This window comes from Antarctobacter heliothermus (genome assembly GCF_002237555.1).
Taxonomy (GTDB): Bacteria; Pseudomonadota; Alphaproteobacteria; order Rhodobacterales; family Rhodobacteraceae; genus Antarctobacter; species Antarctobacter heliothermus_B.
The window spans coordinates 1,581,757-1,608,473 of the sequence record NZ_CP022540.1 but is presented as its reverse complement, the minus strand read 5'-3'; the positions used below and the strand labels follow the sequence as shown (position 1 = coordinate 1,608,473).

The following is a 26,717-nucleotide window of genomic DNA, read 5'->3' as shown; positions in this document are numbered from 1 at the left end:
GACACCCCATCACCGGGTCACAGCGGCCCCCGGCGAACGCCGCATTCGCAGGCATGTCCGGGGCCGCATGCCGACGTTCCGCCACATCGCGGCGGTTTTTGCCTGACAGTCGTGTGCATTTCGGTTTCGTTGTCCGGGCTTTCACCCAAAAGGTACCCGCAATGACACCCACGACGGACCGAAGCTTCATCACTGCCGCCGCACAACTGGGGCCCATTGCCCGCAATGAGCCGCGTGCAGCGGTGGTCGCCCGACTGTGCGGTTTGATGCGATGCGCACATGAACAAGGCGCGCGGGTCGTGGTCTTTCCCGAACTGGCGCTGACCACCTTCTTTCCCCGTTGGTTCATGGAGGACGCTGCCGAGTTTGATCCATGGTTTGAAACGGCCATGCCGAACCCGGTGGTGCAGCCGCTGTTTGATCTGGGCCGCGACCTGAACATCGCATTTCACCTCGGGTACGCGGAAAAAACGTCCGATGGCCGCTATTTCAATACTGCGATTTTTGTCGAAGGCGGACAAGTGACTGGCAAATATCGCAAGATACACTTGCCCGGACATGCAGACCATCAAACGTGGCGCCCCTGCCAGCATCTGGAAAAGCGCTATTTCGAAAAGGGCGATCTGGGCTTTCCGGTCTTCGACGGCGCGGGCGGCAAACTGGGCATGTGCATCTGCAATGACCGCCGCTGGCCCGAGACATGGCGGATGCTGGGACTGGGCGGGGCGGAGATGGTCATGCTGGGCTATAACACGCCGCTGCACTATCCGCCTGCGCCGGAGCACGACCACTTGCAGTACTTCCACAATGAATTGTCGTTGCAGGCAGGGGCCTATCAGAACGGCATGTGGGTGATCGCGGCCGCCAAGGCCGGTCGTGAAGAGGGCTGTGACCTGATCGGCGGCAGTTGCATTGTCGCGCCCACCGGAGAGATCCTTGCCCGCGCCGCCACCGTGGCGGATGAGGTCATCACCGCGCGCGTTGACCTAGATCGTTGCGCCGAAATTCGGCGCAACGTGTTTGATTTTGCCCAGCACCGCCAGCCCGGCGACTACGGCTTGCTGACCCGGACAGAGGGTTAGTGTAGTTCCACGACCGCCTCGACCTCGACCAGCGCCAGTTCCGGCAAGGAAGAGACGTTGACAGCGGTGCGGGCGTGGCGACCCGCTTCTCCGTAGAGATCCATGAAAAGCTGTGATGCCCCGTTGACCACCGCGGGCCCCTTGCCGAAATCCGGGGTCGCAGCGACATACCCATTTAGTTTGACGACCTGTGCGACAGAGGACAGCGACCCGGTGACCGCCTTGATATTGTAGAGCAGGTTCAGCGCGCACATCTGCGCCGCTGCATAGCCCTGTTCGATATCCGACGTGGGCGTCATCGGGCCAAAGTACTTTGGCACGCCTTCCCATTCGCAAATATGCCCCGATAGGAACAGCGTCTTGCCGGTGATCTTGCCGTGCAGATACAGCGCCCGCGACGGCGCCGATGGCGGCAGGGACAGGCCCATACCGGCCAGCTTTTCTTCGATAGCGCAGGTCATTCGACGTCCTTTTGCAATGTCATGGCAAGGCGGATCAGCGACAGGTCGGACCCGCGCGGCCCGATCAGCGACAGCCCGTAAGGCGCGCCATCGACCTTGCCCGCAGGAAAGACCACTTGGGGCAAGCCCGCCAGACCCGCTACGCAAAGCAGCCTTTGCGAGACATGGCGGAAGTCGTCGAAAACCTCGACCGGTGCGTCAAATCGGAACGGCGCGTCATGCACCACCGGCGCAAGGATCACGCCGTCCGTCCCCAAAAGCGCGTCCACATGCGCGGTGAACGCGGCGCGGGCCGCGCAGGCGGGGGCAATCTCATCCTCGGTCAGCGCCTCGGCGGCAGCGGCGCGCCCGTCGATGCCTCGCACCAACGGCATCCCGGACTGGCGGATGTAAGGCACGATATGCTTTTTGGCATCCGCGCCCATGGTGGTCAGAAAGGTCTGATAAACGGTGTCGACCCCCTGCGCATACAGCCCGACCAACGGCGCGGCGCCCAACTCGGCAAAGCCTGCGTCGCAGACCGCGCGCTGCGCCTCTCCCAGTTGATCCATCATCTCGACCGGCCACAGCAGGCGTGGGATGTCGGGCAAGGGCGCGTCATCGCTTTGCAACACCGAATGCGCTCGCAGCAGCGTCTCACCGTCGCGCGCAAACAGCCCACAGGTGTCATAACTGGGGGCAAGCTCCATCACGCCGTCGAGTGGAATCCGACCGTGTGTCGGGCGCAGGCCCCAGATCCCGCAGAAACTGGCCGGCGCGCGCACCGATCCGCCGGTGTCCGACCCGATCGCGATGTCGGCCAAGCCACCCGCCACCGCCGCCGCAGACCCCGACGAAGACCCACCAGTGATCCGTCCGGGTGCGGCCGGGTTCTGCACATAGCCGAAATGCGCGTTCATCCCGTACATCGACCAAGCCAGTTCATCCGTATGTGTCTTGCCCACAAACGCGGCGCCCGCATCCAGCAGCGCTTGCGCGGCGGGGCAGGTGCTGTCCTTGACCTCGGACATGGCCAAGGCCAACGGATTTCCATTGCCCGTGCGATATCCGGCGACGTCGTAGATATCCTTGACCGCCAGACGCAGGCCGCTCAGCGGGCCGTCGCCATTCGGCACCGCGATCGGCGGATAAGGCATGAAACAATGATAGGGGTCTTTGTCGATCAGCATCGGCTCACTCGGCAGCTATGGGTTGGGCGGCACGCAGACAGGCCACGCGGCGGCGGTCGCCGGGGGCCAACATCGGCGGCAGGTCGGCGCGACAGTCGGGCATCGCCACGGGGCAGCGCGGCGCAAAGGGGCAGCTATCAGGCCGCACCTCCAGCGCGGGCGGCGCGCCGGGGATCGCGGACAGCCGGTCGCCGCGTGCCACATCGTGCAGGTTCGCGGCCAGCAGCCCTTGGGTATAGGGGTGACGGGCGTCTCGGATGATCTCGTGCGTGGTCCCCTCTTCGATGATCTGGCCCGCGTACATCACGGCGATCCTCTCAGAGATTTCCACGGCCACGCCGATGTCATGGGTGACAAAGATCACCCCCATGCCGAATTCCTTTTGCAACTCACGCAGCAACAGCAGGATCTGGATCTGCACCGTCGCATCCAGCGCGGTTGTCGGTTCATCCGCCAGCAGCAAGCGCGGGCGGCAGGCCAGCGCCAGTGCGATCATCACCCGCTGACGCATTCCGCCAGACAGTTCGTGCGGATAGTTATGCAGCCGCCGGTTGGCGGACGGGATGCGCACCCGGTCCAGCATGTCCAGCGCGGTTGACATGGCATTGGCCTTGTCCACGCCCTTGTGCCGCATGACGGATTCCGCGATTTGGTGACCGATGGTATACACCGGGTCCAGTGCCAGCGCCGGTTCCTGAAACACCATCGACACCTCACCGCCGCGATAGCGTTGCAGCGCCTTGCCGCGCAGGGACATGATGTCGACACCGTTGACATGGATCGAACCGTCGATCTGCGACCGTTTCGGCGGCAGCAGCCCAAGCAGTGTCTTCAGCGTTACGGATTTTCCCGACCCGCTTTCGCCCAACAGCGCCAGCGTCTCACCCTGCTCCATTGACAGCGACACGTCATTGATGGCGTGAACCGTGCGCTTGCCTTTGAAGCGCACGTTAAGGTTCTTCATCTCAAGCAGCTTGGTCATTCTGGAACCCCCTGCCCCGCCTTGGGATGGCCGGATTGCGCATCATGCAGATGGCAAGCCACCATGTGATCGCCGTTACGCGCCAGCCCCGATAGCTTCGGCACGGCCTCCTTGCAGACCGCGCTGGCAAAGCGGCAGCGGGTGTGGAACCGGCAACCCGAAGGCGGATTGATCGGGTTCGGCGGATCGCCCGCCAAAGGTGGTTCCTTGGTCCGATTGTCCGGGTCCATCGACGGCATCGCCGAGAACAGCGAGCGCGTGTAGGGATGCGCCTGCTCTTGCCAGATGCTGTCCACCGGCGCGACCTCGACCACCTCACCCAGATACATCACCAGAATCCGGTCAGAGATATAACGCACCACGTTCAGGTCATGGCTGATGAACACATAAGTCAGGCCAAATTCGGCGCGCAGGTCGTTGAGCAGGTTCAGAACCTGCGCCTCGACCGATTTGTCCAGCGCGGACACCGCCTCATCCAGCACCACCAGACGCGGTGACATGGCAAGTGCGCGGGCGATGTTCACCCGCTGCCGCTGTCCCCCGGACAGTTCATGCGGATAGCGGTGGGCAAATCGGTCGGGGTCCAGACCGACGCGGTCCATCATCTTGCGGGCCAGTTCCTCGGGGTTGTCCAACCCCTGCACCTTTGCCCCGAAGGCCACGGAATCGAGGATCGTCAGGCGCGGGTTCAGGGTGGCATAGCTGTCTTGAAACACCATCTGCACACCCCGGCGCAGATCCTTCAGCGACAGGCGTTCTCCCAGCGCATGACCGTCAAAGACGATCTCGCCCTTGTCCTTTTCCACAAGCCCGATCAGCAGCTTGGCGGTGGTGGACTTGCCGCAGCCGGATTCCCCGACAATGCCAAGCGTCTCACCCTTTTTGACCTCAAAGGACACGCCATCAACGGCCTGCACCTTGGCCTGCGTGCGGCCAAGAATACCGCCACGAATGGGAAAGTATTTTTGCAAGCCAGTCACGCGGATCAGCGGTTGCGCCGGGCCGCCGGTGTCCGGGGTTGGCTGGTAGGTGTCAGTCACGGACATTCATGGCACTCCTAAGACCGTCGCTCAGCAAGTTCAGGCACAGCGAGGTGACAAAGATCATCACGCCGGGCAGCGCCGACAGCCACGGGTTGATGTAGATAACGGATCGCAGCGTGTTCAGCATCAAACCCCACTCCGGCTCTGGCGGGCGCACGCCGATGCCAAGAAAGGACAGACCCGCAGCAAGGATCATGCAAACCGATGTCAGCGAGGTTGCGTAAACAAAGATCGGAGACAAAACGTTGCCGATCACATGCACCCGGATAACGGTCCAGGCATTGGCTCCGGTGGCGCGAGCGGCGTCGATATAGTCCAGCTTGCGCACGCCCGATGTCACCGCCTCGGCCACGCGCGTAATCGGCGGGATAAAGACGATGGTCAGCGACACAAGACTGTTGGTGATCCCCGCCCCCAGCGCGCCGGATATGGCGATGGCCAGCAGCACAGACGGAAAGGCAAAGAACACATCAATCGTTCGCATGATGATGGTGTTGGTCAGACCCCCGACGTAACCGGCGGTGATCCCAAGGATCGACCCCGCGAAGAAGGCGATGACCACCGGCATCAGCCCGATGAACAGCGTCAGCCGCCCACCATAGATCAGCCGGGCCAGCATATCCCGGCCCTGCTCATCGGTGCCCAGCGGATAGCCGGGGGCGCCGATGGGTTTCAGTCGGGCGATCATCGATCCTTTGTAGGGATCGGCCAGCCCCAGATAGGGGGCAAAGGCCGCCGACAGGATCAGCGCGGCGACCACTGCAAGGCAGAACATGGTCAAAGGGTCGCGGACCAACCGGTGACCAACGCCGGACCAATAGCCCTTGGATTTTTCGACCTTCTCGGGGGTGGGGAGCGTGGTGGTGTCAGCCAAGGCCATGCGTCACGTCCTCTGGATACGGGGGTCGATGGCGGCCTGCACCACATCGACAATCAGGTTCATCGCCACAAAGAACAGCGCAAGGATCAGGATTGTCCCCTGCAACAACGGCAGGTCGCGCTGGAAGATGGCGTTCGACAGCAAAAAGCCAGAGCCGGGCCAGTTGAACACCGTCTCGATCAGGATTGACCCGCCCAGCAGATAGCCCAGTTGCAACCCCATGACCGACAGCGCGGTGGCGGCGGCGTTGCGCGCGACGTGGCGCAATACGTCAACGCGGCTCATGCCTTTGGCGTACAGTGCGTCGACGAAATCTTGGCTCAGGATGTCCCCGGCCAGCGCCCGCACGGTGCGAGACACGATGCCGATGGGCACCACGGCCAAGGTCACCGCAGGCAGGACGAGGTGGCGCATATGCGCCCAGTCCCAGGCCCAGCTTTGCGACCCGCCCGGCCCCGCACCCATGGACGGCAGCCAGCTGAGGTTGACGGAAAAGATGATGACCAGAACGATGCCCAGCCAGTAGTTCGGCACCGACACGCCCGTGATCGACAGCGCGGTCACCGCGCGGTCAATCCATGTGTCGCGGAAATAGCCAGCAAGGAAGCCTAGGAAAATGCCGATGGGAAAGGCGATCACAGCCGCCGAGACCGCCAGCAGCAGCGAATTTTTCACCGCACCGAACACCTCGGCGGCGACGGGCCGTCCGGTGGCGATGGATTTGCCCATGTCGCCCTGCACCAGATTGCCGATCCAGATGGCGTATTGAATGGGCAGCGGTTTATCGAGGCCATAGGCGGCGCGCATGGCGGCCTGTTCTTCGGCGGTGGCGTCAATGGCCATGATTGCGGTCAACGGATCGCCGGGGGCGATCTGAACCAGCAGAAAGCAGATCACCGACACGCCAAAGGCGACAGGCAGGACCAGCAGAATACGTCGGATGAGATAGCTGAGCACGGGGTTGGCTTTCTATGTCCAAAGGCCCCCGCCACATAGCGCGGCGGGGGCTGCGGGCCTTAGTCGGCCATCGAGATTGAGGAGAAGTTCTGGTACCAGTTCTGCGCCTGAACAAAGCCTTCGACCTTGGGGCTCAGCGCGCGGGGCGCCACGTCATGGGTCACGAAGAGGAACAGCGCGTCGTTGACGTATTTCTCATGCGTCTTTTGCAGAACGGCGGTCTGTGCTTCGGGATCAAAGGTGGTTTTGATCTCTTCGAACAACGCCTGCATTTCTGGGTCGATGTAGTGACCCCAGTTGGTGCCGTTGGGTGCGATCAGACCTTCGTCAAGGTGACGGATCAGGCCGGTGAACGGGTCCTGGATAAAGTAGGTAAAGTTGATGGAATTCGCGCCATCTACCGCTTCATCCGCCGCACCTGCACGCCACAGGTTGATCATCTGGTTCCATTCCACGACCATGAACTCTACGTCGATCCAGACCTCGGCAAGGCTCTGCTGGACGTATTCGTTCATCGGCAGCGGCAGCATCTGGCCCGAACCCGAGGGAGAGATCAGCGCCTTGACCGTCAGGCGGTTGTCAGGGCCATAGCCGGCCTCTGTCATCAGCGCTTTGGCTGCTTCCAGATCATAGGAAGGGTCAAACGTCGGCTCACCGAACCACTGCGACGAGGGCGGCAGGAACCCTTTGGCCGGGACCATCAGGCCACCCAACAGCGGCATCATGCTTTCGCGGTCGATCGCCATGTTGGCGGCTTTGCGCACGCGGATGTCATTCCAGGGCGAGCCTTCCAGACGCGACAGGTGCCATGTCCAGTTGTGCGGATAAGCGTTGGACGAGATGACAAAGCCGTTGCCGGTCATCGCCGGGATGGTGTCGGGCGCAGGTGCCTCGATCCAGTCCACCTGACCGGACAGCAGCGCTGCGGCGCGGGCGTTGGGTTCCGGCAGCGGGATCAGGACCATCTTGTCCAGCTTGGGGATGCGGGTTTCGTCCCAATAATCCGCATTCGGCACCAGTTCGGCACGCTCACGGGGGACAAAGGTCTCCAGTTTCCAAGGGCCGGTGCCCGAGGGCGCCATCGCGACCTTTTCCCAGTCCTTGTCCATCGCCTCCCAGTTGGCCTTGGAGGACATCAAAATCCACGCAAGCTGGTAGGGCAGCGTGGCGTCGGGGACCGTTGTTGTGATGGTCAGCGTCAGATCATCGACGGCCTCATAGGACGCGACGGCGGGAATACGGCTTTTGCCCTGTGCCGACTGGCGCGGGTCATATTGCTCGGCTTCGCTGTCCAGCAGTTTGTCCAGGTTCCAGACAACCACTTCGGCGGTCAGCGGCGATCCGTCGTGAAAGGTCACGCCTTCACGCAGGGCAAATGTCCATGTCAGCTCGTCTTCGCCCACCGACCATTCAGTCGCCAGGCCGGGAATCAGGACCGACGGTTTGTCAGCGCTGGTCAGGTCCCATTCGATTAGCGAATCGTAGACCGTATAGCCCATGAAACGCATGCCTTCGCCGCCTTGGTCGGTCTGGCCGGTGGTCAGCGGAATATCCGCTGCCGTCATGCCGACGCGCAGAACGCCTTGGGCGTTGGCCATCGTGGCACAGGACAGCGCGACCGCTGTCGCAATGGCCACAGCCCCTTTTAGAAATTTAGGCATTGATACCTCCTTGGGTTGCCAAGTCATTGTTATTCCTTTGTATTGTCGGTCTATCTTGCGCCAATTGAGTTTCGCAAAACTTTGACCGGGGCATTTCTGTCCAACCAGCAGAAACGTGAATTTTCCGATCATGATTTTCTGCACCGCAGCGAAATGCCTAATTTTTAGTCTTGCGGGCAGTTGTTGACGCCTCTTTTCGCGGCACACGAACCGCGCCCCCCGAAGCGCCAGACAACAGCGCATCGCGTAATTCAGCACAGGCCGCACGAATCGGCGAAATCAGGGGCACCGGGCTGGATGCTGACAGGCGTTCCGCCGCCTCTCCCAGAGGGCCGCCGCCGATGATGATCACCTCGGCACCGTCCTCGGCGGCGCGCGCCACAGCCCCGGCAAGCGCCGCATCCAACCGCGCGGGATGCGCCATCAAGGCCAGCGGATCGTCCTGAGTCAGATAGCAGCCAAGGTAGCCACCCACCGGCGTCATCAAGGCATCAATCGGAACGGACAGATTGGGTGTGGTCGTCGCCACGGCAAAGCAACGCCCCCCCGCTGCCCGGGCCGAGGCCGCGCCGATCCCGATCACCGGGCAGACCATCCGCGCCGCCAGCGCCGCGCGCCCCGGATCGCCAAAGGCGGACACGATGATCCCCGCAACCCGAGGCAATTGCGCCTCGGCCACCTGTTGCCCGGCAGCCGTCAAAGCCGCCTCATCAACAATCATCTGGGGCCCCTTAGGCGCGGTCCATCCGGTGATGTCGGGCAGGATCTGGCACGCGATCTGCACCATCGCTTCGGTCGTCGCGACATTTGCATTGGGATTCATCAAAAGCGGGGTCATGTCCCCTGCCCCGCGTCCAACTGGGCGGCAACACCCAAGAGAGCCCCCTCACCGCCCTGATCGGCGATCAGTTGCATACCCACCGGCATCTCGCCGACCTGTGCCGCCGGAAAGGCCAGCGCTGGCAGGCCAGCCGCATTGACCCAGCCTGTATAGATCGCGTGCCCCCGTGGCCCCACATCCTGCCCGTCGATCTGCGCAGGAAAGGCCTGATCCGCAGGCCAAGGCATCGCTGCCGCCGTCGGCATCAGCACAGCGTCATACCCCCACAGCCCCCGCACCGTCTCGCGCAGGGCAAAGATGCGGGTCAGCGCCTCATACAGATCCACTGCGCTGGCCCCCGCCCCGGCCCGCGCCATCGCGCGGTATTTCTCGGCGGCACTACCCAGCACCGCTGGGTCGTTGCGCCCCAGATGCGCCAGTCCGATCTCACCGATGCCGGACCAAACCGCGTTCAGCGGTGCCAGATCAACCGGCAGAGCGCCCTCAACCACCTTATGGCCCAGCGCACGGAGCCGGTTGACCGTCGCGGCAAAGCTGTCACGGATCAACGGATCACAGGGTGCATCGCTCAGCAGCCCGACCGCCAGAATGCGGCAACTGCCCGGCGCTTTTGCCCCTTGTCCCGTCAGAACCCGGTGAAACAGCTCCAGATCACGGGCGGATCGTGTGATCGGCCCGACCACCTCAAGGTCCAGCAGCACTTGCGGCAAACCGCCCCCGCGTCGCACCACCCCGATCCCCGGTTTCAGCCCCCAAAGCCCGGTGTAACCCGCTGGCCGCCGGATGGACCCGCCCCCATCGGTCGCCAACCCCGCCACCGCCATGCCAGAGGCCACCGCTGCGACAACCCCGCCGGATGAGCCTCCGGGCGTCAGCGCCGGGTCAAGCGGGTGCCGCGTCGGGCCAAAGGTGGCGTTGTCAGTATAGCCATCCACTGCAAATTCCGGCGTGTTGCCCTTGCCAAGGATCACCGCCCCCGCCGCACGCAGCGCCGCCACCGGCACCTCGTCACGCTCGACCGCGCGCTGGGCCAGTTCCGCGTTGCCCCATGCTGCGGGCATCCCGGCGGCGCACAGGTTGTCCTTGAAGATCACCGGCACACCGTTCAAAGGCCCCGCCGCGCCACCTGCCTCCAACCTCTGCGTTGCATTGCGCGCCTCGTCCAAGGCCGTGCCAGACACCGCACTATAGGCGTTCAGCCTGCCGTTTTCTGCTGCGATCCGGTCCATATGCGCACGCGTCACCTCGACCGGGTCGATGCGACCATCGGCATAGGCCGCTAGCAGCGCAGTGGCATCCATCTCTGTCACGGGGAGATCGCTCATCGGCGCGCCCCCCGCCGCCGCGCGGGCATCAGGACCGGGATCAGCCAGAGCAGCGCCGCCAAGATCGGGTCACCGCCGGTCAGACCGGCAAGTCCGCCCCTCCGCGCTCCGAAAACCGTCCCGACCTGTCGTAAAAATGCGCCGTGCATTGGCCCTGTCCTGTCGCGATGACACAAACGACAACCAGAAGGGCAGCGGCACGCTCTGCAAAACAGGTACGACCGCATTCCCGGGCCGGAACCGGAAAACCGGCGCGGTTTGCACGAAATTTCACCGCACGCCACGCCCGTTGCCGCAAGTCAAGGCGGCCTGCAATCCAGGTTCCCGACAAAGGCGAACCCTGACCCATGGCAAACAGCCCACCGCCTCCCTTGGCGGGGCCGTCGCCGGATCTCAGGCGGCACGAACAGCCGCCCCGCTCAGCGCGGAACCAGCGCCGCCTTAACCTCACCGAAACCCGCGACCTCCGCCTGAACCACGTCGCCTGCCCCAAACCATGGCAGGCCGCAGAGCGACCCGGTGATGATGTGCTGGCCCGGCTGAACGCCGCCGCAATGGTCACCCAAATGATCAAGGCACAGTTGCAGGTTGGCCAGCGCGGACCCGCCCGGCACCTCGGCCGCACCATCCAGAATAACGCGATCCGCCCCGGTCATCCGCGCCTGTACCGTGCCGAAATCCGACCCATCCCAGCTGTCCAGAACCGGCCCAAGAACCAGACCGTCGTTCAATTGCATGTCGGACATCTTTTGCATCGGGTCCAAAGCGTCACCCGAAAACCGTGTGTCGACCAGTTCCATCACCAGACGCGGACGGAACAAATCCCTAAGCGGTGCATCCGAAAAGGGCTGCATCAGTTCAAATGCGATTTCCAGTTCAACCCCGGCCATGTTCGGCGACGAAATAGCCACGCCGCTGTCAAAGACACGATGCGCCGAAATCGGCGCCAGAACCGGCGGCCCCTCGGGCCGCGCCGCAACCTTGAAGCCTGCCACAGCCCCCAGATCGGTTTGAATTGCGGCCTGGATGGCTATTGCCTCTGAATAGGTAGGAATTTCCCCCGGCGGCACAATCTGCTTGCCGGCGGCGCGGGCGGCCTTCAGGGCTTCGGAATAAGTGACAATCACGTCAGGGCGCATCATGGTCTCCATTGCTGCATGGGCCAAGCCCGCCTGCCAGTTGCGACAGACTTCACCTCAAGAGGTCGACCCGTGTCAGGCCTGAACAAAAAGTTCAATCGATGTCCGACGGCCTGCGGCGCGCTGACAGCGGCCCATGTCAATGTCACGACAATCGGATTATTCTGTGTATGAGATGCCCGGCACTGCCGGTTTTCTCTAGCGCTTCAACGCCCTACCAAGTGGTAGTGGCGGACCGAGGAGGATTCGAACCCCCGACCCCTTGATTCGTAGTCAAGTACTCTATCCAGCTGAGCTATCGGTCCGTGAGGGCGGGATTTACCTCTCGTGTCCGACCATTGCAAGGGGCAATCACAGGTTTTCTTTGCGGGATGCGCGCGGTGTGCTCGGGTGGCGTTTGCTGTGGCCCGGCCTTGGCCGCACGGCACCGGTAAACGCAACGCCCGTCAGATGTGGCTGTCCACGCACCTCATTCCCCCAAAGGGAAGGCAAGTCACCGATACGCATCGGCCCGGCAGAACTGACGAGGTCACGCCGCCCGGCGAACACCAAACAGACCCGCGCATTCAATCCCGGACATCAACTCACATCCCCCATCGGCAGGCGGATCTCGAAGCAGGTGCCAGCATCATCGCTGCGGGACAGACGCAGTTTGCCGCCGTGGCCACGCACCAGTTCGGCGACGATGGCCAGACCCAGCCCAGACCCGCCCTTGCGCACGCCGCCCTGAAACGCCTGAAACAGATGCTCTCGCGCCTTGGGCGGCAGCCCCGGCCCGGTATCGGACACGGTGATCACCCAATCCTCATCCTCGGCGTGGGCGGCCACGTTGATCTCACCCGGCTGCCCCGTGGCGACAATGGCCTGCCGCGCGTTGCGGATCAGGTTCGACAGCGCGCGATAAATCTGTTCGGAATCGGCGCGCACCGTCATGCTGGCGGGGATGTCCTCGGACAGGCTGACGTCGTGATCGTCCAGCGCCAACCGCTCTGCCTCCAGCACCTCGTTGGTCAACTCGGACAGATTGAACAGCATCAGGCTGGGAGCCGGTTCCTCGGCCCGACCAAAGGCCAAGGTATTCTCGCACAGCGAAATCGCGCGGGTGATCGAATTCACCAGCTTGGGCGCCATCCGCTGCACCGCCGGATCTTCGGACATTTCGATCCGGTCGGTGAACAACTGGGCCGATGTCAGGATGTTGCGCAGATCGTGGCTCACCCGCGCCATCGCGCCGCCCAACTGCGCCAGCCGGTCTTTCTGCCGCAGCGCCTGCGTCAACTGCGTCTGCAGCAGCTTCAGCGACTCCTCGGCCTCACGCAATTCACGCACCGTCGCCGTCGGACGGATGATCCGGCGCGCGTCCTCGGGCGCGGCGGCATAGTTCTGGATGTGACCCACCACACCCTTGATCGGCTTCACCAGCAGACGGCGCACCGCAAGAAACAGCAGCACAGCCGTGATGATGGAAATGACCGCCGACAGCAGCAGGATGCGCAGCCCGTAGTCGATCATGGCGGCCCGCAAGGGGCCGCTGTCCATCGTGACCTCGATCAACTCTCCGCCGTCGCGCAGCGGTGCGCCCATGACGCGGATCACCTGCGGCCTGCCGTCAACAAGACAGCCCAGCGCATCCCGCATCAACTCCCACGCCGAGGCGTCGCGCAGATCAAACGACCGCGACACCTCGCCGGGGATCGGTGAGGACAGCATCAACTGCCGGATCTCGTCGCGCCGCAGCACCACGTTGTAGACCCCCGCATTGGCCAACAGTTCCGCTTCCAGCTCTGGCTCGATCATGTCGTCCGCCAGCAGCGCCAGCGACGCGATTTGCGCCCGTTCCAGCCGCGCCAGCAGGTAATCCTCGCGGAAGCGCGCCACCGACGGCATAAAGATCAGCACTTCGGCCACCATCACGAAGATGACGGTCAGGATCAAAAATCGGCCGGAAAGGGTATTGAGCATGTGGCGTTATCGCATTCAGGGCAGCCAGCGCTGGACCAGCCGGACCACTTTTTTGACGGTGTCGTTTTCAAACAGCTTGGGAGAGAAATAGGCCCCCGCGGCCCGTTTGTTAATCTCTCCAATCGTCGGATAAGGAGAGACCATGTTGGAAACCGCGCTCATCTTCAACCCGTTGGCGATAACAAGCGACCACAGGTTGATCAATTCGCCCGCCTGATGGCCCGCAATGGACACGCCAACCGGCCGCCCCTTGACCACCATGACCTTGATCAGGCCCTTGGTCTTGCGTTCCGCAATGGCGCGGTCGTTGTGATGGTAGTGAAAGCGCGCCACCTCCAGCCGATCACCATGCGCGTCACGCGCCTGCGCCTCTGTCAGGCCGACCTGTGACAGTTCCGGCTGGGTGTAGGTGGCCCAAGGGATATGCGCGGTTTTGGTCTTGGCCGGAAGGCCGAACAGGGCAGAGCGGATGACGATACCGGCGTGATAACCCGCCACATGGGTGAATTGCAGACCGCCCGCCGCGTCGCCAATGGCATAGACGCGCCGGTTGCTGGTTTTCAGACTGTCGTCCACCTTGACGCCCGTCTTGGTCGTCTCGACCCCTGCCGCCTCAAGGTTCAACGTGTCGAGGTTGGCCTTGCGACCCACCGCCACAAGCAGGTGAGAGCCTTTGAAGACGCGGCCATCCTTGGTCTCCACCTCGATGGCGCCTTCTTGGCCCCGCACTTCTTGTGCCAGCGCCTCTTCGGCAATCTCAATACCCTCGGCGCGCAACTGCTCCAGCACGATTTCCGCCATTTCGGGATCGTCCTTGCCCAGCGCCTTGGCCCCTTCGATCACCGTCACCTGCGACCCCAGACGCCGGTGCGCCTGCGCCATTTCCATGCCGATGGGGCCGCCACCGATGACCAACAGATGGTCGGGCCGCTCTCGCAGCTTCCACAGCGTTTCATTGGTCAGATACGGCACAGCATCCAGACCGGGGATCGGCGGCACCAGCGGCGACGATCCGGTGGCGATCACGATACGCCGCGCGGTGATGCGATACGCGCCCGCCTCAACCACACGGTCTGATGTAAAGCGCCCGTATTCCCGGATCACCCGCACACCGAACCCTTCGAACCGCTCTTGGCTGTCGACCGGTTCGATCTGGGCGATCACATCGGCCACATGGTCCTTGGCGGCGGCATAGTCGACCTGCGGCGCGGCATCCGCGACACCGTAAATCTCCGCGTGGCTCATCGTGTAGGCGGTCTTGCCGCTGGCGATCAGCGCCTTGGACGGGACACATCCATAGTTCAGGCAGTCGCCGCCCATCTTGTGACCTTCTAGCAGGATCACGTCGGCGCCCATTTGGCTGGCGCCTGCGGCCACTGACAGGCCACCCGATCCAGCGCCAAGGATCAGCAAATCACATTTGAGATTTTCCATGATCACAGACCCTTCTTTCCGCGAATGACCTTGATCAGGATGGGCAGCGCAGACAGCGCTGCAAGGCCAAGGATCGGTCCGATGATATGCGGCTCAAAGATGATGCTCAGGTTCGGGGTCTCACCCCGTTCGAACACCTCGCCCAGCCCGGCCCCGACAGAGGTATAGACCACCGTGCCCGGAATGATGCCCAGAAAGGTCGAGATGACAAAGCGGTGCAGTGGCACCTCAAGAAAGGCCGGGACAAGGTTGGCGATAAAGAACGGCACCGCCGGGACCAGACGGATCAGGAACAGCATCGACCATTGGTTCTCATCGATGCCCTCCTTGATCTTCTTGACCATACCTTCGGACGTTTCCAGCCGCTCACCCAATTTGGCCCCCAGACCCCAGCGCGCCGCCAGAAAGATGGCGGTGGCCCCGGTTGTCGCGGCAATGATGTTGAACAGGCTGCCGGGGAAGGTGGCAAAGAGAAAGCCACCGGTCAGGGTTGCGATGCTCGCACCGGGCAGGGAAAAGGCCACGATGGCCACATAGACCAGAACAAAGACCGTCAGCGTCGCGATGTAATGCGAGTCGCGGAACGCCAACAGCGCCTCGCGGTTGTCGGCCAGCGTCTGAAAGCTCAGGACATCGCCCAGCGCAAAATAGCCGGCGACAGCGGCGGTGGCGATCACCATCAGCGGAAGATACCGTTTCAGTCCGGTCGGTCGGTCGGTTTGGGTCATGTCACTCATCTGCTGGGGCCTGTTGTTGGTCGGGGTGGGACTAACATGCGGCCCACGTCCGCGGGACAACAGGGGTTTCACGGGCGCTTGATCACTGTCAGGCCAAAGCGTGAGGATTCCGACGTGTGAAGGCCAAACTGAAACATTTCCCACCCCATGGCGCGAGCGGTTTGTTGCAAAGCAGGTGGGGAATGCGGGTCTTTTGACGCGGGCGCGTGGCTTGACCTAGTCGGTCAAAGGTGAAGAAAGTGTAAAAACGTCTCTGTAAGCTGTTGATTCTGCGTGTGCTGCGGTCTGTCCACGCGTGGACACATCTTTTTGGCCCACATTGGCAGACGCGGACGAAAAAGCACGACTCCCGTTTGACAGCCGCCCCAAGGCCCCCTATAGGCAGGGCTTCGAATTTCCTGTCCCCGAGTCGCTCTGGGGCAATGAACCGGAGTAGCCGCGATGAAACGCACTTTTCAGCCGTCCAACCTCGTCCGCAAGCGTCGCCATGGGTTTCGTGCCCGCATGGCCACCAAAGCAGGCCGCAAGATCTTGAACGCCCGCCGTCTGCGCGGTCGCAAGAGCCTGAGCGCCTGAGCTTTACGCCTGACGCAGCGGAGCGGAACGTGACCACCGCAAAAGCCGCCACGGAGCAATCCGAGGCGGCCTTTTTGCCATTGACCGTTCTCAACAAACGCGCCGATTTCCTGCGCGCTGCTCGCGCCCGCCGCGTTCCCTGCGAAGGCTTTTTGCTGCAAGGTCGCCAACGCGCACCGGGCGAGGCAGAGGGCATCCGCGTCGGCTTTACCTGTTCCAAAAAGGTCGGCAACGCCGTCGCCCGCAACCGCGCCAAACGCCGGCTGCGCGAAATCGCACGCCTTGTCCTGCCCGACATGGGCGTCGATGGCTGGGACTACGTCCTGATCGGGCGCGCCGAAAAGACGGCGTGGCGCGAGTTTACCGACCTTCAGTCGGATCTGCGCCGCGCCTTGGCCAAGATCCACGGCACGCAACCATGACCCCGCTGGCCCACGTTTTTGCTGTGCCGGTACGCGCCTACCGGCTACTGCTCAGCCCCTGGGTCGGTCACGGCTGCCGCTATCACCCAACATGTTCGGTCTACGCGCTGGAAGCGCTGGAAAAGCACGGCGCGATCAAAGGCGGATGGCTTGCCGCCCGCCGGATCGCCAGATGCCACCCCTGGGGCGGGTCCGGCATCGACAACGTCCCCGACTGAGACAGGCCCTCCGGTATTCCCTACCTATTGCGCGCTATGTGTCCGGCGGGGAATCGCGTATGGCCTACCGCAGGTTCAACACGCAACAAAGGAGGCAAACATGATGATCATTCGATCGCTCCCCCATGTCCGGGTCGCTTGCCTCTGCGGTGACCTGCGCGGGTAAAGCGCTCTTTGGCCTGACACCCCAGGTCTCTCCAATTTCATCCTGATTTCGAGGCCGTGCGCCCTTGTCCGCTTTGTCGTGGGCGATGCTGCGCTGTCTCGCCCAATTTGAAAGGCCGGACTCTGTCCGGGCGATAGACATGACACATCTCGAGACGCCCCTCTTCCCCACGGCGACCGCCCCACGCCCCGCTTTTTCGTCGGCACTGGCGGACCTGTTCCGCTCTGGCCCGGCACTCCACTACCCGCCGACATCCCCTGTGTTGAACGACCATCTGCGCCGTGACATCGGGATTGCCCCGGTAGGCACTGCGACACCCTCAACCGGCACCGCAATGCTGAACAGCCTGCGCTGAAGGCGGGGGCGGGCCCTCTCCCTACCCCGTTGCCGCCCGTTGCCATGGCACCGCCTTGCCGCTATGTGCAGCCCATGCTGGACGATGCCGACGACATTCACCCGCTCTTTTACGGAGCGCCCAAATCCACCGAGTTCAAGAAACTCCGCAAGCGGATCGTGCAGAATGTGCGCGAAGCGGTGGAGCAATATGGCATGGTCGAAGAGGGCGCCAGATGGCTGGTCTGTCTGTCCGGCGGCAAGGACAGTTATACACTGCTTGCCATATTGTATGAGCTGAAGTGGCGCGGCCTGTTGCCGGTCGATCTGCTGGCCTGCAATCTGGATCAGGGGCAACCGGGCTTTCCGGCGACCGTTTTACCGGAATTTCTGGAAAAGATGGGCGTCCCGCACCGGATCGAGTATCAGGACACCTATTCCATCGTCGTCGACAAAGTACCCCAAGGGCGCACCTTCTGCGCGCTCTGCTCGCGCCTACGTCGCGGCAACCTGTACCGGGTCGCCCGCGAAGAGGGTTGTTCGGCGGTGGTGCTGGGCCATCACCGCGACGACATTCTTGAAACCTTTTTCATGAACCTCTTTCACGGCGGGCGCTTGGCAACGATGCCTCCGAAACTGGTCAACGAAGAAGGCGATCTGTTTGTGTACCGCCCGTTGGCGCATGTGGCAGAGGCAGATTGTGACCGATTCGCGCGGGCGATGAATTATCCGATCATTCCCTGCGATCTTTGTGGGTCACAGGACGGTTTGCAACGGCAGCAGGTCAAGCAAATCCTTGACGGATGGGAGAAAAATTCGCCCGGACGGCGGCAGGTCATGTTCCGGTCATTGATGAATGTCCGCCCCTCACACATGCTGGACCCCGGACTTTTCGATTTTGCGGGCCTGATGCGTGACAAGGTTTCGCCCAAATCGTAAAAAACCCGGACCGGCGTTAAGTTTCGAGTTACCGACGTGGCCTAGTGTCCCTCTCATGAAGAGCAAGGATACCGGCATGTTTGCGTCACTTCGCGCGCTTCCCATCAGGCTGCGCACCGCGGTACGGCGCGGTTTTCACGGACCACAGGCGTTGGCGTTCCTGCCTGCGGCCGCGCTTGCGGCCTTCTGGTTGGGGGGCGAGCCTTTGTTGCTGGTTGTGGCGCTGGGGACCCCGGCGCTCCTGTTGTTGTCCGGGTTCAACGTGGACGCAGGGGCAAACCGCGCCGAGGGCGATCATGCCGATATCGTGGATTCCATCGCTGCCGCGCGACTTGTGCAACAGGCCATGGATCGGGCGCTGGCGGCCAATCTTGCGACCGCCTGCATGGTGTTAGAGATTGATGGCCTGACTGAAATTGCCCGGCAGGCAGATGAATCGACTGTCGATAACCTGCGCGAACTGACCCTTGGCCGTTTGCGCAAGACCCTGCGCCGCGATGACGAGGCGGTGCGATTCGGTGAAAACCGCTATCTTGTCCTGCTTGCGCCCTCCTTGCGTCTGGATCTGGAGGCGTTGCTGCAACTTGCCGGTCGCCTGCAAAATGCGGTCGAGGAACCCACATCAGTTGACGAGACAATGCGCTACCTTTCGGCTTCCATCGGATTTTGCGGCAGCTTGCGCCTGAAAACCGAAGCGACCGGAAAACAGCTACTCGACGCCGCGCAGATTGCCTTGGACGACGCGACAGCCAAGGGCCCGTCGGCCATTCGAGCGTGGTCCGAAAACATGCGCCAGACCCATATCGAACAGAAAACCCTGCGCAATGAGGTCGATCGCGCCCTGTCCAACGGCCAGATCCAGCCGTGGTTTCAGCCGCAGGTCTGCACCTCGACCGGGGCGATCAGCGGAGTTGAGGCGCTGGCGCGCTGGATTCACCCTGAACGTGGCATCGTCCCGCCCGCACAATTCCTGCGCGTGCTGGAGGATGCGGGGCGGATGGAATACCTTAGTGAGGTTATCCTTCAGCATTCGCTGACAGCCTTGCGCAGTTGGGATCAGGCGGGGTTGGACATTCCGCGTGTCAGCGTCAACTTTTCCGATCCCGAATTGCGTGATCCCCGTCTGGTGGAACGCATCCAGTGGGAACTGGATCGTTTTGGTCTGACTGCTGAACGGCTGGGGATCGAGGTACTGGAAACCGTAATCGCAGGTGCGCCAGAGGGGATTGTGGCCCGCAATATCGTCGAGCTGGGCCGGATCGGCTGCCACATCGACCTCGATGATTTTGGCACTGGCCACGCCTCGATCACCTCGCTGCGCCGGTTCAAGGTGCATAGGCTGAAAATCGACCGCAGCTTTGTCACCCGGATCGACCGCGATGAGGAACAGCACCGGATGCTGGCCGCCGTCCTTGGCATGGCCGACCGGCTGGGGCTGGAAACCATCGCAGAAGGTGTCGAAAGCGTCGGCGAACACGCTCTGTTGTCTCAGTTGGGCTGTGACCATGTTCAGGGGTTCGGCATCGCCCGTCCGATGCCTGCGGACAATCTGATCGATTGGGCAAAAGACCACGTCACCCGCATTGCAGAGGCTCAGAAACTGGGCCGCGGCACTGGCTGACATCACACTGCACTGCTGCGGCCGAGACCGGCACCCTGTAGCGTCCAGCCGTGCCTGTCCCGCGCAACCACCACTTTTCGGTCGGCGCACCTGTGCCACACCGCCCCTGAACGGGGGATTCCGCTTGACCTTTGCAGCGCGGACCGTTTGAACCCAGCGGTGACTTTCAACGGATAGGTGGCCGCCCTCATGGACGATCAAAACAAGAACCTGCTTCTCGCGACCGCGCTCAGCATGGTTGTGATCCTTGTATGGTTTCTCTTGTTTCCGCCACCGGAACCGGTCAAGGATCCCAACGCGCCGGTCGCCACGGAAACCGACATGCCGTTGTCCCCTGATGGCGTCGCCACAGCCCCGCGCGCGGCCCCCCCAGTCGCTGGTGGGGTGCCGGCCGGTCAGGAACCCGCATCTGCCAGTGCGGACACGACAGACGCGCCGCGCCTGCCGCTCGACACTGCGCGCCTTGAAGGGTCGATTTCACTGACCGGGGGGCGTATCGACGACCTCCGGCTCAAAGACTACCGCGACGAATTGGGCCCCGATTCACCTATCGTCCAGATGCTGGATCCGGTCGGTAGCACCAATCCCTACTATGCTCTTTTTGGTTGGGCGCCCGGCAATGGACTGGCGTTTGAGGACGTTCCCGGCGCCAACACCGCATGGACAGTCGAATCGGGGGAGATCCTTGGCACCGACAGCCCCGTGACCCTGCGCTGGGACAGCCCGTCGGGTCTGGTGTTCCGCCGTATGATTTCGGTGGATGAGGATTTCATGTTCTCCGTCACCCAGTCGGTGGAAAATTCCGGCGGCGCGACGGTGTCCCTTGCCCCCTACGGCATGCTGGCCCGCCACGGCGAACCCGAAGACCTCAAGAACTTCTTCGTCCTGTTCGAAGGCGCGCTGCAGATGTCCGATGGCATCCTTGAGCAGACCAAATACACAAAGATGCCCGACCTTGACGTTGTTCCCGCCGAAGGTACGCAGGCGGTGGTCGAACGCGTTCAGGAAACCGGCTGGATCGGCTTCACAGATCATTACTGGATGGCCACGCTGATCCCGGATGCGGGAACGCCGTTCAAATCAGTGGTGAAATACGACGCCCGCCGCGACATCTATCAGACAGAGGCCGTGCTGCCGACAGTTCAGCTTGCCCCGGGAGAGACCCGTGAGGTGAGTTCCAAACTGTTTGCTGGTGCCAAGGAATGGGAAACCATCCGCGCCTATCAAAAGGCGGGCATCGACCGGTTTCTGGATTCAATCGACTGGGGCTGGTTCTTTTTCCTGACCAAGCCAATTTTTGCGGTCCTGCACTGGCTGAACGCCCATATCGGCAACATGGGCGTCGCGATCATCGCGCTGACCCTGCTGCTCAAGGCGATCCTCTTTCCGTTGGCGTATAAATCCTATGCCTCGATGGCAAAGATGAAAGAACTCCAGCCGGAGATGGAAAAGATCAAGGAGCGTGCCGCCGGCGACCGTGAAAAGCTCCAGAAAGAGATGATGGGTCTCTACAAAAAGGAAAAGGTAAACCCGGCTGCGGGCTGCCTGCCGATCCTCTTGCAGATCCCGATCTTCTTCAGCCTGTACAAGGTGATCTTTGTCACGCTGGAACTGCGGCATGCGAACTTCTTTGGTCCGTTCAACGATCTGTCCGCTCCGGACCCGACCTCGATCTACAACTTCTACGGCCTGCTGCCCTGGGCCGCGCCCGATCCGCAGTCGATCCTTGCGCTGGTCTTTATCGGTATCCTCCCGCTGTTGCTGGGTGTCTCGATGTGGCTTCAGCAAAAGCTGAACCCGGCGCCCGCCGATCCGACGCAGCAGATGATCTTTGCCTGGATGCCTTGGGTGTTCATGTTCATGCTGGGCGGTTTTGCCAGCGGGCTGGTCGTCTACTGGATCACCAACAACGTGATCACCTTCACGCAGCAATACCTGATTATGCGCAGCCACGGCTATTCGCCGGACATCCTGGGCAACATCAAGGCCAGTGTGAAAAAGAAGGACAAGGAGCAGGATAGCAAATGACACGGCAGTTGACTGCGATCTGGCGCTTTCCGATCAAAAGCCACGGCCGGGAAGCACTGGACGCGGTCAATTTGACGGCTGGTCAAACGCTACCGTGGGATCGCCACTGGGCGGTCGCGCATGAACAGTCGCAGGTCGATGGCGCTGAATGGGCGCCCTGCCAGCACTTCTCACGCGGGTCCAAGGCACCAGCACTTGCTGCTATCTCTGCACACCTCGATGAGAACAGTGCGACTGTCACGCTGTCCCATCCCGACCGCGACGACCTGACGTTTCATCCCGACACAGAGGGCGACAGGCTGATCGACTGGGGTCAGGGTCTTGTCCCCGACAACCGGGCGCAATCGGCGCGGGTGATCCGCGGGCAGCAGCGTGGCTTTACAGACAGCGTTTTTCCGTCAATCACTCTGTGCAACCTGTCGTCTCACCGCGCGGTGGAACAGCGGGTTGGTCACGCGCTGTCAATCCATCGCTGGCGCGGCAATCTATGGTTCGACGGCGGCGCGCCATGGGAAGAATTCGACTGGATCAACCGTGAGATCCGCATTGGCGAGGCCATCCTGATCCCGCGAGAGCGCACGGATCGCTGCCTTGCCACCCACAATAACCCGGACACCGGCACGCGGGATACCGACGTGCTGAACGCGCTCGACAGTTGGAACCACCGCGACTTTTCAGTCCGGGCCGAGGTCTTGCGCGGCGGCCGGATCGCCACCGGCGATAGTATCGAGGTACTGTAATGCAACTTCCTTTCCCTCTCGCAGAAGAGCCCGATGACGAAACCCGCGAGGCAGCGCGCAAGCTGTTCGTCGGCGACGTCGATTTCCTCAAAGGCGTTGTGGCCATGGACGGCCTGCCCCCGGATGACCGGGCAGAGGTCTGCTTTGCCGGGCGCTCCAACGTCGGCAAGTCCAGCCTGATCAACGCGCTTACCGGGCGCAAGGGATTGGCCCGTGCGTCCAACACGCCGGGCCGCACGCAGGAAATCAACTATTTCAAGCTGGGCAGCGAACGGTTCCTAGTCGACCTGCCCGGTTACGGCTTTGCCAACGCGCCGGTCGCGGTGGTTGCCAAATGGCAGGCGCTGCTGAAATCTTATCTCGCGGGCCGTGTCAGCCTGCGCCGCGCCTTTGTGTTGGTGGACTTTCGTCACGGGATCAAACCCGTTGACGATGAAATCATGACCCTGCTGGATCGCTCTGCCGTCACCTTTCAGGTGGTCCTGACCAAGGCGGACAAGGTCAAGGCAGCAGAACAGGACGCAATCCTGGCCCAGGTGCGCGAAAGGCTGTCGAAACACCCGGCCGCCTATCCTGAAATCGTGGTCACCAGCAGCGAAAAGGGTGAGGGCATCGCCAGCCTCCGCGCCACCATCGCCGGTCTCGCCTGACGCGCACCATCAGACGGCCACCCCATCTGTCCCTCTGGTCTTTGGGGCGGCTAGCGGGCATTCTATGCCGTGCCCGCCCCGAGAAAGACCCCAGATGAGACAGCAAAACATGAACAGAGACTGGATCGCCACCGCCCGCACCCTTTCAGAGGCACTGCCCTACCTGCAGCGCTACACCGGCGCGATTGTGGTGGTGAAATTCGGCGGCAATGCCATGGGCGACGACGACGCCATGGCCGCCTTTGCCCGCGACATCGTTCTGATGCGACAGGTCGGCGTGAACCCGGTCGTGGTGCATGGCGGCGGGCCGATGATCAATGATCTGCTGAAACGGCTGGGCATCGAAAGCCGCTTTGTGCGCGGCAAGCGTGTCACCGACAAGGCCACGGTTGAGGTGGTCGAAATGGTGCTGACCGGCCTCGTCAACAAGCGCATCGTTCAGGCCATCATGGACGAAGGCGGCCGCGCCGTCGGCCTGTCGGGCAAGGACGACGATCTGATGGTCTGTGAACCGGACGACCCCGAACTGGGTTTTGTTGGCCGCCCGATCGAGATGAACGTGCAGGTCCTGCGCGATCTGTTTACCGCTGGGATCATCCCGGTTGTGGCCCCCGTTGGCACCGGCACCGAAGTCACCGAAACCTACAACGTCAACGGTGACACCGCTGCAGGGGCCATCGCTGGCGCGCTCAAGGCCGACCGCCTGCTGCTGCTCACCGATGTGCAGGGCGTCAAGGGCACGGACGGCAACGTGTTGACCGCCCTCACTCCCGAAGACGTCCGCCGCCTGACCGCGGAGGGCGTGATCGCGGGGGGCATGATCCCCAAGACGGAAACCGCGCTTAAGGCCATCGACGAAGGCGTGCGCGCGGTGGTCATCATCGACGGACGTGTGCAAAACGCTTGCCTGCTGGAACTGTTCACCGAACATGGTTCAGGCTCGATGATCCGATCGGACAACCGCCCGCCGTTGAGGGAATGACCCCGGCGGACCTGCGCGAGGCTGACCTGACGGCTGCCTGCGCGGGCCTGCGTGTGCGTGGCGCTCTGCATCCCGGCTCCGAGGATGGCGCCCCCGTCGGCACCGGCACTCTGGTGTTGCTTGGCCCGGATGAGCCGGGCTTCTGGCCGCTGTTCTCCTTCAGCCCGGAATACTTTGATGGCAGGCCAGACCCGCTGGATCGCTGGTCGAAACGGGTCATTTCAGCATTGGCCGGTGACTGGGGCGGCGAAGCGCTGTTCCCCTCGGACGGCCCGCCCTACGCGCCGTTCCTGACCTGGGCGCTGACCTCGGGCCGCGCATGGTCCTCGCCCGTGGGGATGTTGGTGCATGACGCGGCAGGTCTTTTCATCAGCTACCGGGCCGCCATTGCCTTGCCGGTGCGACTGGCCCTTCCCGACGCGGTCAACAAACCCTGCGGAACCTGCGGGCAGCCCTGTCAAACCGCCTGTCCCGTCGGCGCATTGGCCCCCGGACAGGCCTATGACGTGGCGCGTTGCAAGGCCCACATCGCATCAGAGGCGGGCCGCACCTGCCGCACCGCAGGCTGCCTCGTACGCCGCGCCTGCCCGGTGGCCAAGGATTTCTACCGTCGTCCCGAACAATCCGCCTTTCACATGCGCGCCTTCCTCGGAGATGCGGCCCCATGAAACACCTCATCCTGATACGCCATGCCAAATCGGACTGGGGGTACGATCGCCCGGACCATGACCGCCCATTGAACGCACGCGGGCGCGGCGCGGCGACGGCAATCGGCGCGTGGCTGCACGACAACGGACACCTGCCGGACGAGGTGCTGTGTTCGACATCGGCCCGCACCCGCGAAACCCTGACCCTGCTTGGCACTCACGCGCCCACCCGCTTAGAACGCGCGCTCTATCACGCGGCTCCAGACACCATGCTGCAGCTTTTGCAGTCCGCGCAAGGCAACAACGTCATGCTGCTGGCCCACAACCCCGGCATTGCCGCCCTGGCCAAGGCACTTGTCCGCACCGCGCCGGACCACCCGCGCTTTGACGCCTACCCCACCTGTGCCACGCTGGTGGCCCACTTCGGCATCGACACCTGGAAAGATCTGCAGCCCGGAACCGGCACAGCCCACGCCTTTGTCGTCCCGCGTGACCTGACGGACCGCCCCACGCCCTGATTTCTTCTGTCCAGAAATATCCCGGGGGGGTCGCGCAGCGACGGGGGCAGAGCCCCCTCCCCTGTCTGCCCCTTGCGGGCCGACCTCAGCGGAATGGCGGGCTATACAGCAACCCGCCGTTGGTCCACTGCAGGTTTAGCCCGCGCGACAGGCCAATCGGGGTTGTTTCGCCGATGTTGCGGGCAAAAATCTCGCCATAATTGCCACCCGCCCTGATCGCCCGGACAGCCCACTCTGCGTCCAGCCCCAGCAACTCGCCCATGCGACCCTCGGTGCCCAGTAACCGGGCGATTTCCGGGTTGCCGGTGCTTTCACGCATCTCGTCTATATTCACAGACGTCACGCCCAGTTCTTCTGCCGTGATCAACGCATTCAGAACCCAGCGCACCACATCGGCCCAGTCGTCATCGCCCTGCCGGACCACCGGCCCCAAAGGCTCTTTCGAGATCACGTCGCCCAACAGGAGGTGATCCCCCGGCGCCTTGAAGGTCGCGCGGATCGCCGCAAGGGAAGACGCGTCAGCCGTGAACACCTCACACGCGCCTTCAAGGTAGAGTGTCTGCGCCTGAGCCAGACTTTCGACTTCGACGCGTTCGTATGTGATGTTGTTGCGTGCGAAATACTCATCTAGGTTCATCGCCGTCTTGGTGTCGGGCTGCATGCAGATCCGCTTGCCGCTCAACTCTGTAGCGGACGAGACGCCCATGGTTTTGGGCACCATGAACCGCTGTCCATCGTAATAATTGATCCCGGCGAAATCGAGTTTCAGTCCGACGTCGGTCGAAAAGCTCCATGTCGTATTGCGCACCAGAACGTCCAGTTCCCCGGACAGCAACAGGGTAAAGCGGGTGGCGTTTGTGGTTTCGACAAAGTTCACTGCCGTGGGATCCCCCAGAACTGCCGCCGCAAGGGCACGGCACAGATCGACATCAAAGCCGGTCCATTCATTCCGTGAATCCAGCGAGGCGAACCCGATCAGGCCAGCATTGACGCCGCAGCTCAGCTTTTCACGCTGCTGCACATCCTCCAGCGTGCCGGCCGAGGCCGCACCAGTGGCACAGGCCAGTAAGGTCGCCGCGCAAAGTAGTACCCTCAGCATGCCGTTTCATATCCTCGGATTTCGCGTCCCACCAACCGGCACACCGAACCGGGCACACCACAACGGAGGAGCTGATGTTCTGCCACCCCTTCCGTCGCGGCAATT

General features: G+C 62.6%; 28 protein-coding genes and 1 tRNA gene. 13 read left to right on the top strand and 16 right to left on the bottom strand.

Going from position 1 to position 26,717, the window contains the following annotated elements:
- Positions 1-161: 161 nt before the first annotated feature.
- Positions 162-1,082 (top strand): N-carbamoyl-D-amino-acid hydrolase, encoded by a 921-nt coding sequence (locus ANTHELSMS3_RS07630; protein ID WP_094034347.1) that lies wholly within the window; start codon positions 162-164, stop codon positions 1,080-1,082.
- On the opposite strand, the gene ANTHELSMS3_RS07625 is transcribed toward ANTHELSMS3_RS07630, so the two are convergent.
- The 15 genes from ANTHELSMS3_RS07625 to ANTHELSMS3_RS07560 all read right to left on the bottom strand — a co-directional run bounded on the left by ANTHELSMS3_RS07625 (position 1,079) and on the right by ANTHELSMS3_RS07560 (position 15,673).
- Positions 1,079-1,543 (bottom strand): RidA family protein, encoded by a 465-nt coding sequence (locus tag ANTHELSMS3_RS07625; protein ID WP_089276695.1) that lies wholly within the window; start codon positions 1,541-1,543, stop codon positions 1,079-1,081. The genes ANTHELSMS3_RS07630 and ANTHELSMS3_RS07625 overlap by 4 nt on opposite strands.
- Entirely contained in the window at positions 1,540-2,712 is a 1,173-nt protein-coding gene (locus tag ANTHELSMS3_RS07620; protein WP_094034346.1) for an amidase, read from the bottom strand. The genes ANTHELSMS3_RS07625 and ANTHELSMS3_RS07620 overlap by 4 nt, the downstream gene beginning before the upstream one ends.
- A 4-nt stretch (positions 2,713-2,716) precedes the next feature.
- Positions 2,717-3,694 (bottom strand): ABC transporter ATP-binding protein, encoded by a 978-nt coding sequence (locus ANTHELSMS3_RS07615; protein WP_094034345.1) that lies wholly within the window; start codon positions 3,692-3,694, stop codon positions 2,717-2,719.
- On the bottom strand, positions 3,691-4,740 hold the full coding sequence (locus ANTHELSMS3_RS07610; protein ID WP_094034344.1) for an ABC transporter ATP-binding protein: 1,050 nt from the start codon (positions 4,738-4,740) through the stop codon (positions 3,691-3,693). Before ANTHELSMS3_RS07610 ends, ANTHELSMS3_RS07615 begins: the two co-directional genes overlap by 4 nt.
- Positions 4,727-5,617 carry an ABC transporter permease gene (locus ANTHELSMS3_RS07605; RefSeq protein WP_094034343.1) on the bottom strand — a complete coding sequence of 297 codons (891 nt, stop codon included), beginning with the start codon at positions 5,615-5,617 and terminating at the stop codon, positions 4,727-4,729. Before ANTHELSMS3_RS07605 ends, ANTHELSMS3_RS07610 begins: the two co-directional genes overlap by 14 nt.
- 3 nt (positions 5,618-5,620) lie before the next feature.
- Positions 5,621-6,574, bottom strand: a complete 954-nt coding sequence (locus ANTHELSMS3_RS07600; protein ID WP_094034342.1) for an ABC transporter permease — start codon at positions 6,572-6,574, stop codon at positions 5,621-5,623.
- Between the two features lie 59 nt (positions 6,575-6,633).
- A complete protein-coding gene (locus ANTHELSMS3_RS07595; RefSeq protein WP_094036993.1) occupies positions 6,634-8,235 on the bottom strand; it encodes an ABC transporter substrate-binding protein in 1,602 nt (533 codons plus the stop codon).
- 157 nt (positions 8,236-8,392) lie between these two features.
- The gene (locus tag ANTHELSMS3_RS07590; protein ID WP_198319901.1) at positions 8,393-9,073 is read right to left on the bottom strand and encodes an aspartate/glutamate racemase family protein; all 681 of its coding nucleotides are present in this window, start codon (positions 9,071-9,073) and stop codon (positions 8,393-8,395) included.
- Positions 9,070-10,401 (bottom strand): amidase, encoded by a 1,332-nt coding sequence (locus ANTHELSMS3_RS07585; protein ID WP_094034341.1) that lies wholly within the window; start codon positions 10,399-10,401, stop codon positions 9,070-9,072. The genes ANTHELSMS3_RS07590 and ANTHELSMS3_RS07585 overlap by 4 nt, the downstream gene beginning before the upstream one ends.
- A complete protein-coding gene (locus tag ANTHELSMS3_RS25455; protein ID WP_157733438.1) occupies positions 10,398-10,550 on the bottom strand; it encodes a hypothetical protein in 153 nt (50 codons plus the stop codon). The genes ANTHELSMS3_RS07585 and ANTHELSMS3_RS25455 overlap by 4 nt, the downstream gene beginning before the upstream one ends.
- Before the next feature lie 270 nt (positions 10,551-10,820).
- The gene (locus ANTHELSMS3_RS07580; RefSeq protein WP_157733437.1) at positions 10,821-11,567 is read right to left on the bottom strand and encodes a hydratase; all 747 of its coding nucleotides are present in this window, start codon (positions 11,565-11,567) and stop codon (positions 10,821-10,823) included.
- A 201-nt stretch (positions 11,568-11,768) separates the two neighbouring features.
- A tRNA-Arg gene (locus ANTHELSMS3_RS07575) sits at positions 11,769-11,845 on the bottom strand.
- A gap of 274 nt (positions 11,846-12,119) precedes the next feature.
- Positions 12,120-13,502: a sensor histidine kinase gene (locus tag ANTHELSMS3_RS07570; protein ID WP_094034339.1), complete on the bottom strand. Its 1,383-nt coding sequence runs from the start codon at positions 13,500-13,502 to the stop codon at positions 12,120-12,122.
- A gap of 15 nt (positions 13,503-13,517) precedes the next feature.
- The gene (locus ANTHELSMS3_RS07565; RefSeq protein WP_094034338.1) at positions 13,518-14,936 is read right to left on the bottom strand and encodes a dihydrolipoyl dehydrogenase family protein; all 1,419 of its coding nucleotides are present in this window, start codon (positions 14,934-14,936) and stop codon (positions 13,518-13,520) included.
- Between the two features lie 2 nt (positions 14,937-14,938).
- Positions 14,939-15,673 carry a TVP38/TMEM64 family protein gene (locus tag ANTHELSMS3_RS07560; RefSeq protein ID WP_094034337.1) on the bottom strand — a complete coding sequence of 245 codons (735 nt, stop codon included), beginning with the start codon at positions 15,671-15,673 and terminating at the stop codon, positions 14,939-14,941.
- 441 nt (positions 15,674-16,114) lie between these two features.
- Here ANTHELSMS3_RS07560 and rpmH point away from each other — a divergent pair, with 441 nt between their 5' ends.
- From rpmH to ANTHELSMS3_RS07500, 12 genes are all read left to right on the top strand, one after another.
- Complete coding sequence (rpmH, locus tag ANTHELSMS3_RS07555; RefSeq protein WP_094034336.1) at positions 16,115-16,249, top strand: 50S ribosomal protein L34; 135 nt, start codon at positions 16,115-16,117, stop codon at positions 16,247-16,249.
- Positions 16,250-16,278: 29 nt separating this feature from the next.
- Entirely contained in the window at positions 16,279-16,671 is a 393-nt protein-coding gene (gene rnpA / locus ANTHELSMS3_RS07550) for a ribonuclease P protein component (RefSeq protein ID WP_094034335.1), read from the top strand.
- Positions 16,668-16,889, top strand: coding sequence for a membrane protein insertion efficiency factor YidD (gene yidD, locus ANTHELSMS3_RS07545; protein WP_094034334.1), 222 nt, complete (start codon positions 16,668-16,670; stop codon positions 16,887-16,889). The genes rnpA and yidD overlap by 4 nt, the downstream gene beginning before the upstream one ends.
- A 305-nt stretch (positions 16,890-17,194) precedes the next feature.
- Positions 17,195-17,410 carry a hypothetical protein gene (locus ANTHELSMS3_RS07540; RefSeq protein ID WP_094034333.1) on the top strand — a complete coding sequence of 72 codons (216 nt, stop codon included), beginning with the start codon at positions 17,195-17,197 and terminating at the stop codon, positions 17,408-17,410.
- A 74-nt stretch (positions 17,411-17,484) separates the two neighbouring features.
- On the top strand, positions 17,485-18,327 hold the full coding sequence (ttcA, locus tag ANTHELSMS3_RS07535) for a tRNA 2-thiocytidine(32) synthetase TtcA (protein WP_094034332.1): 843 nt from the start codon (positions 17,485-17,487) through the stop codon (positions 18,325-18,327).
- A gap of 76 nt (positions 18,328-18,403) precedes the next feature.
- Complete coding sequence (locus ANTHELSMS3_RS07530) at positions 18,404-19,948, top strand: putative bifunctional diguanylate cyclase/phosphodiesterase (RefSeq protein ID WP_094036992.1); 1,545 nt, start codon at positions 18,404-18,406, stop codon at positions 19,946-19,948.
- A gap of 189 nt (positions 19,949-20,137) precedes the next feature.
- Entirely contained in the window at positions 20,138-21,976 is a 1,839-nt protein-coding gene (yidC, locus tag ANTHELSMS3_RS07525) for a membrane protein insertase YidC (protein WP_094034331.1), read from the top strand.
- Positions 21,973-22,716 (top strand): MOSC domain-containing protein, encoded by a 744-nt coding sequence (locus ANTHELSMS3_RS07520; RefSeq protein WP_094034330.1) that lies wholly within the window; start codon positions 21,973-21,975, stop codon positions 22,714-22,716. Before yidC ends, ANTHELSMS3_RS07520 begins: the two co-directional genes overlap by 4 nt.
- Positions 22,716-23,366 (top strand): ribosome biogenesis GTP-binding protein YihA/YsxC, encoded by a 651-nt coding sequence (yihA, locus tag ANTHELSMS3_RS07515; RefSeq protein ID WP_094034329.1) that lies wholly within the window; start codon positions 22,716-22,718, stop codon positions 23,364-23,366. Before ANTHELSMS3_RS07520 ends, yihA begins: the two co-directional genes overlap by 1 nt.
- A gap of 94 nt (positions 23,367-23,460) precedes the next feature.
- Complete coding sequence (gene argB / locus ANTHELSMS3_RS07510) at positions 23,461-24,348, top strand: acetylglutamate kinase (RefSeq protein ID WP_198319900.1); 888 nt, start codon at positions 23,461-23,463, stop codon at positions 24,346-24,348.
- Entirely contained in the window at positions 24,345-25,016 is a 672-nt protein-coding gene (locus ANTHELSMS3_RS07505; RefSeq protein WP_094034327.1) for a ferredoxin, read from the top strand. Before argB ends, ANTHELSMS3_RS07505 begins: the two co-directional genes overlap by 4 nt.
- Entirely contained in the window at positions 25,013-25,513 is a 501-nt protein-coding gene (locus ANTHELSMS3_RS07500) for a SixA phosphatase family protein (RefSeq protein WP_094034326.1), read from the top strand. The genes ANTHELSMS3_RS07505 and ANTHELSMS3_RS07500 overlap by 4 nt, the downstream gene beginning before the upstream one ends.
- A gap of 85 nt (positions 25,514-25,598) precedes the next feature.
- Here ANTHELSMS3_RS07500 and ANTHELSMS3_RS07495 read toward each other — a convergent pair whose 3' ends face one another.
- Positions 25,599-26,612: an amino acid ABC transporter substrate-binding protein gene (locus ANTHELSMS3_RS07495; RefSeq protein ID WP_094034325.1), complete on the bottom strand. Its 1,014-nt coding sequence runs from the start codon at positions 26,610-26,612 to the stop codon at positions 25,599-25,601.
- Between the last annotated feature and the right edge of the window lie 105 nt (positions 26,613-26,717).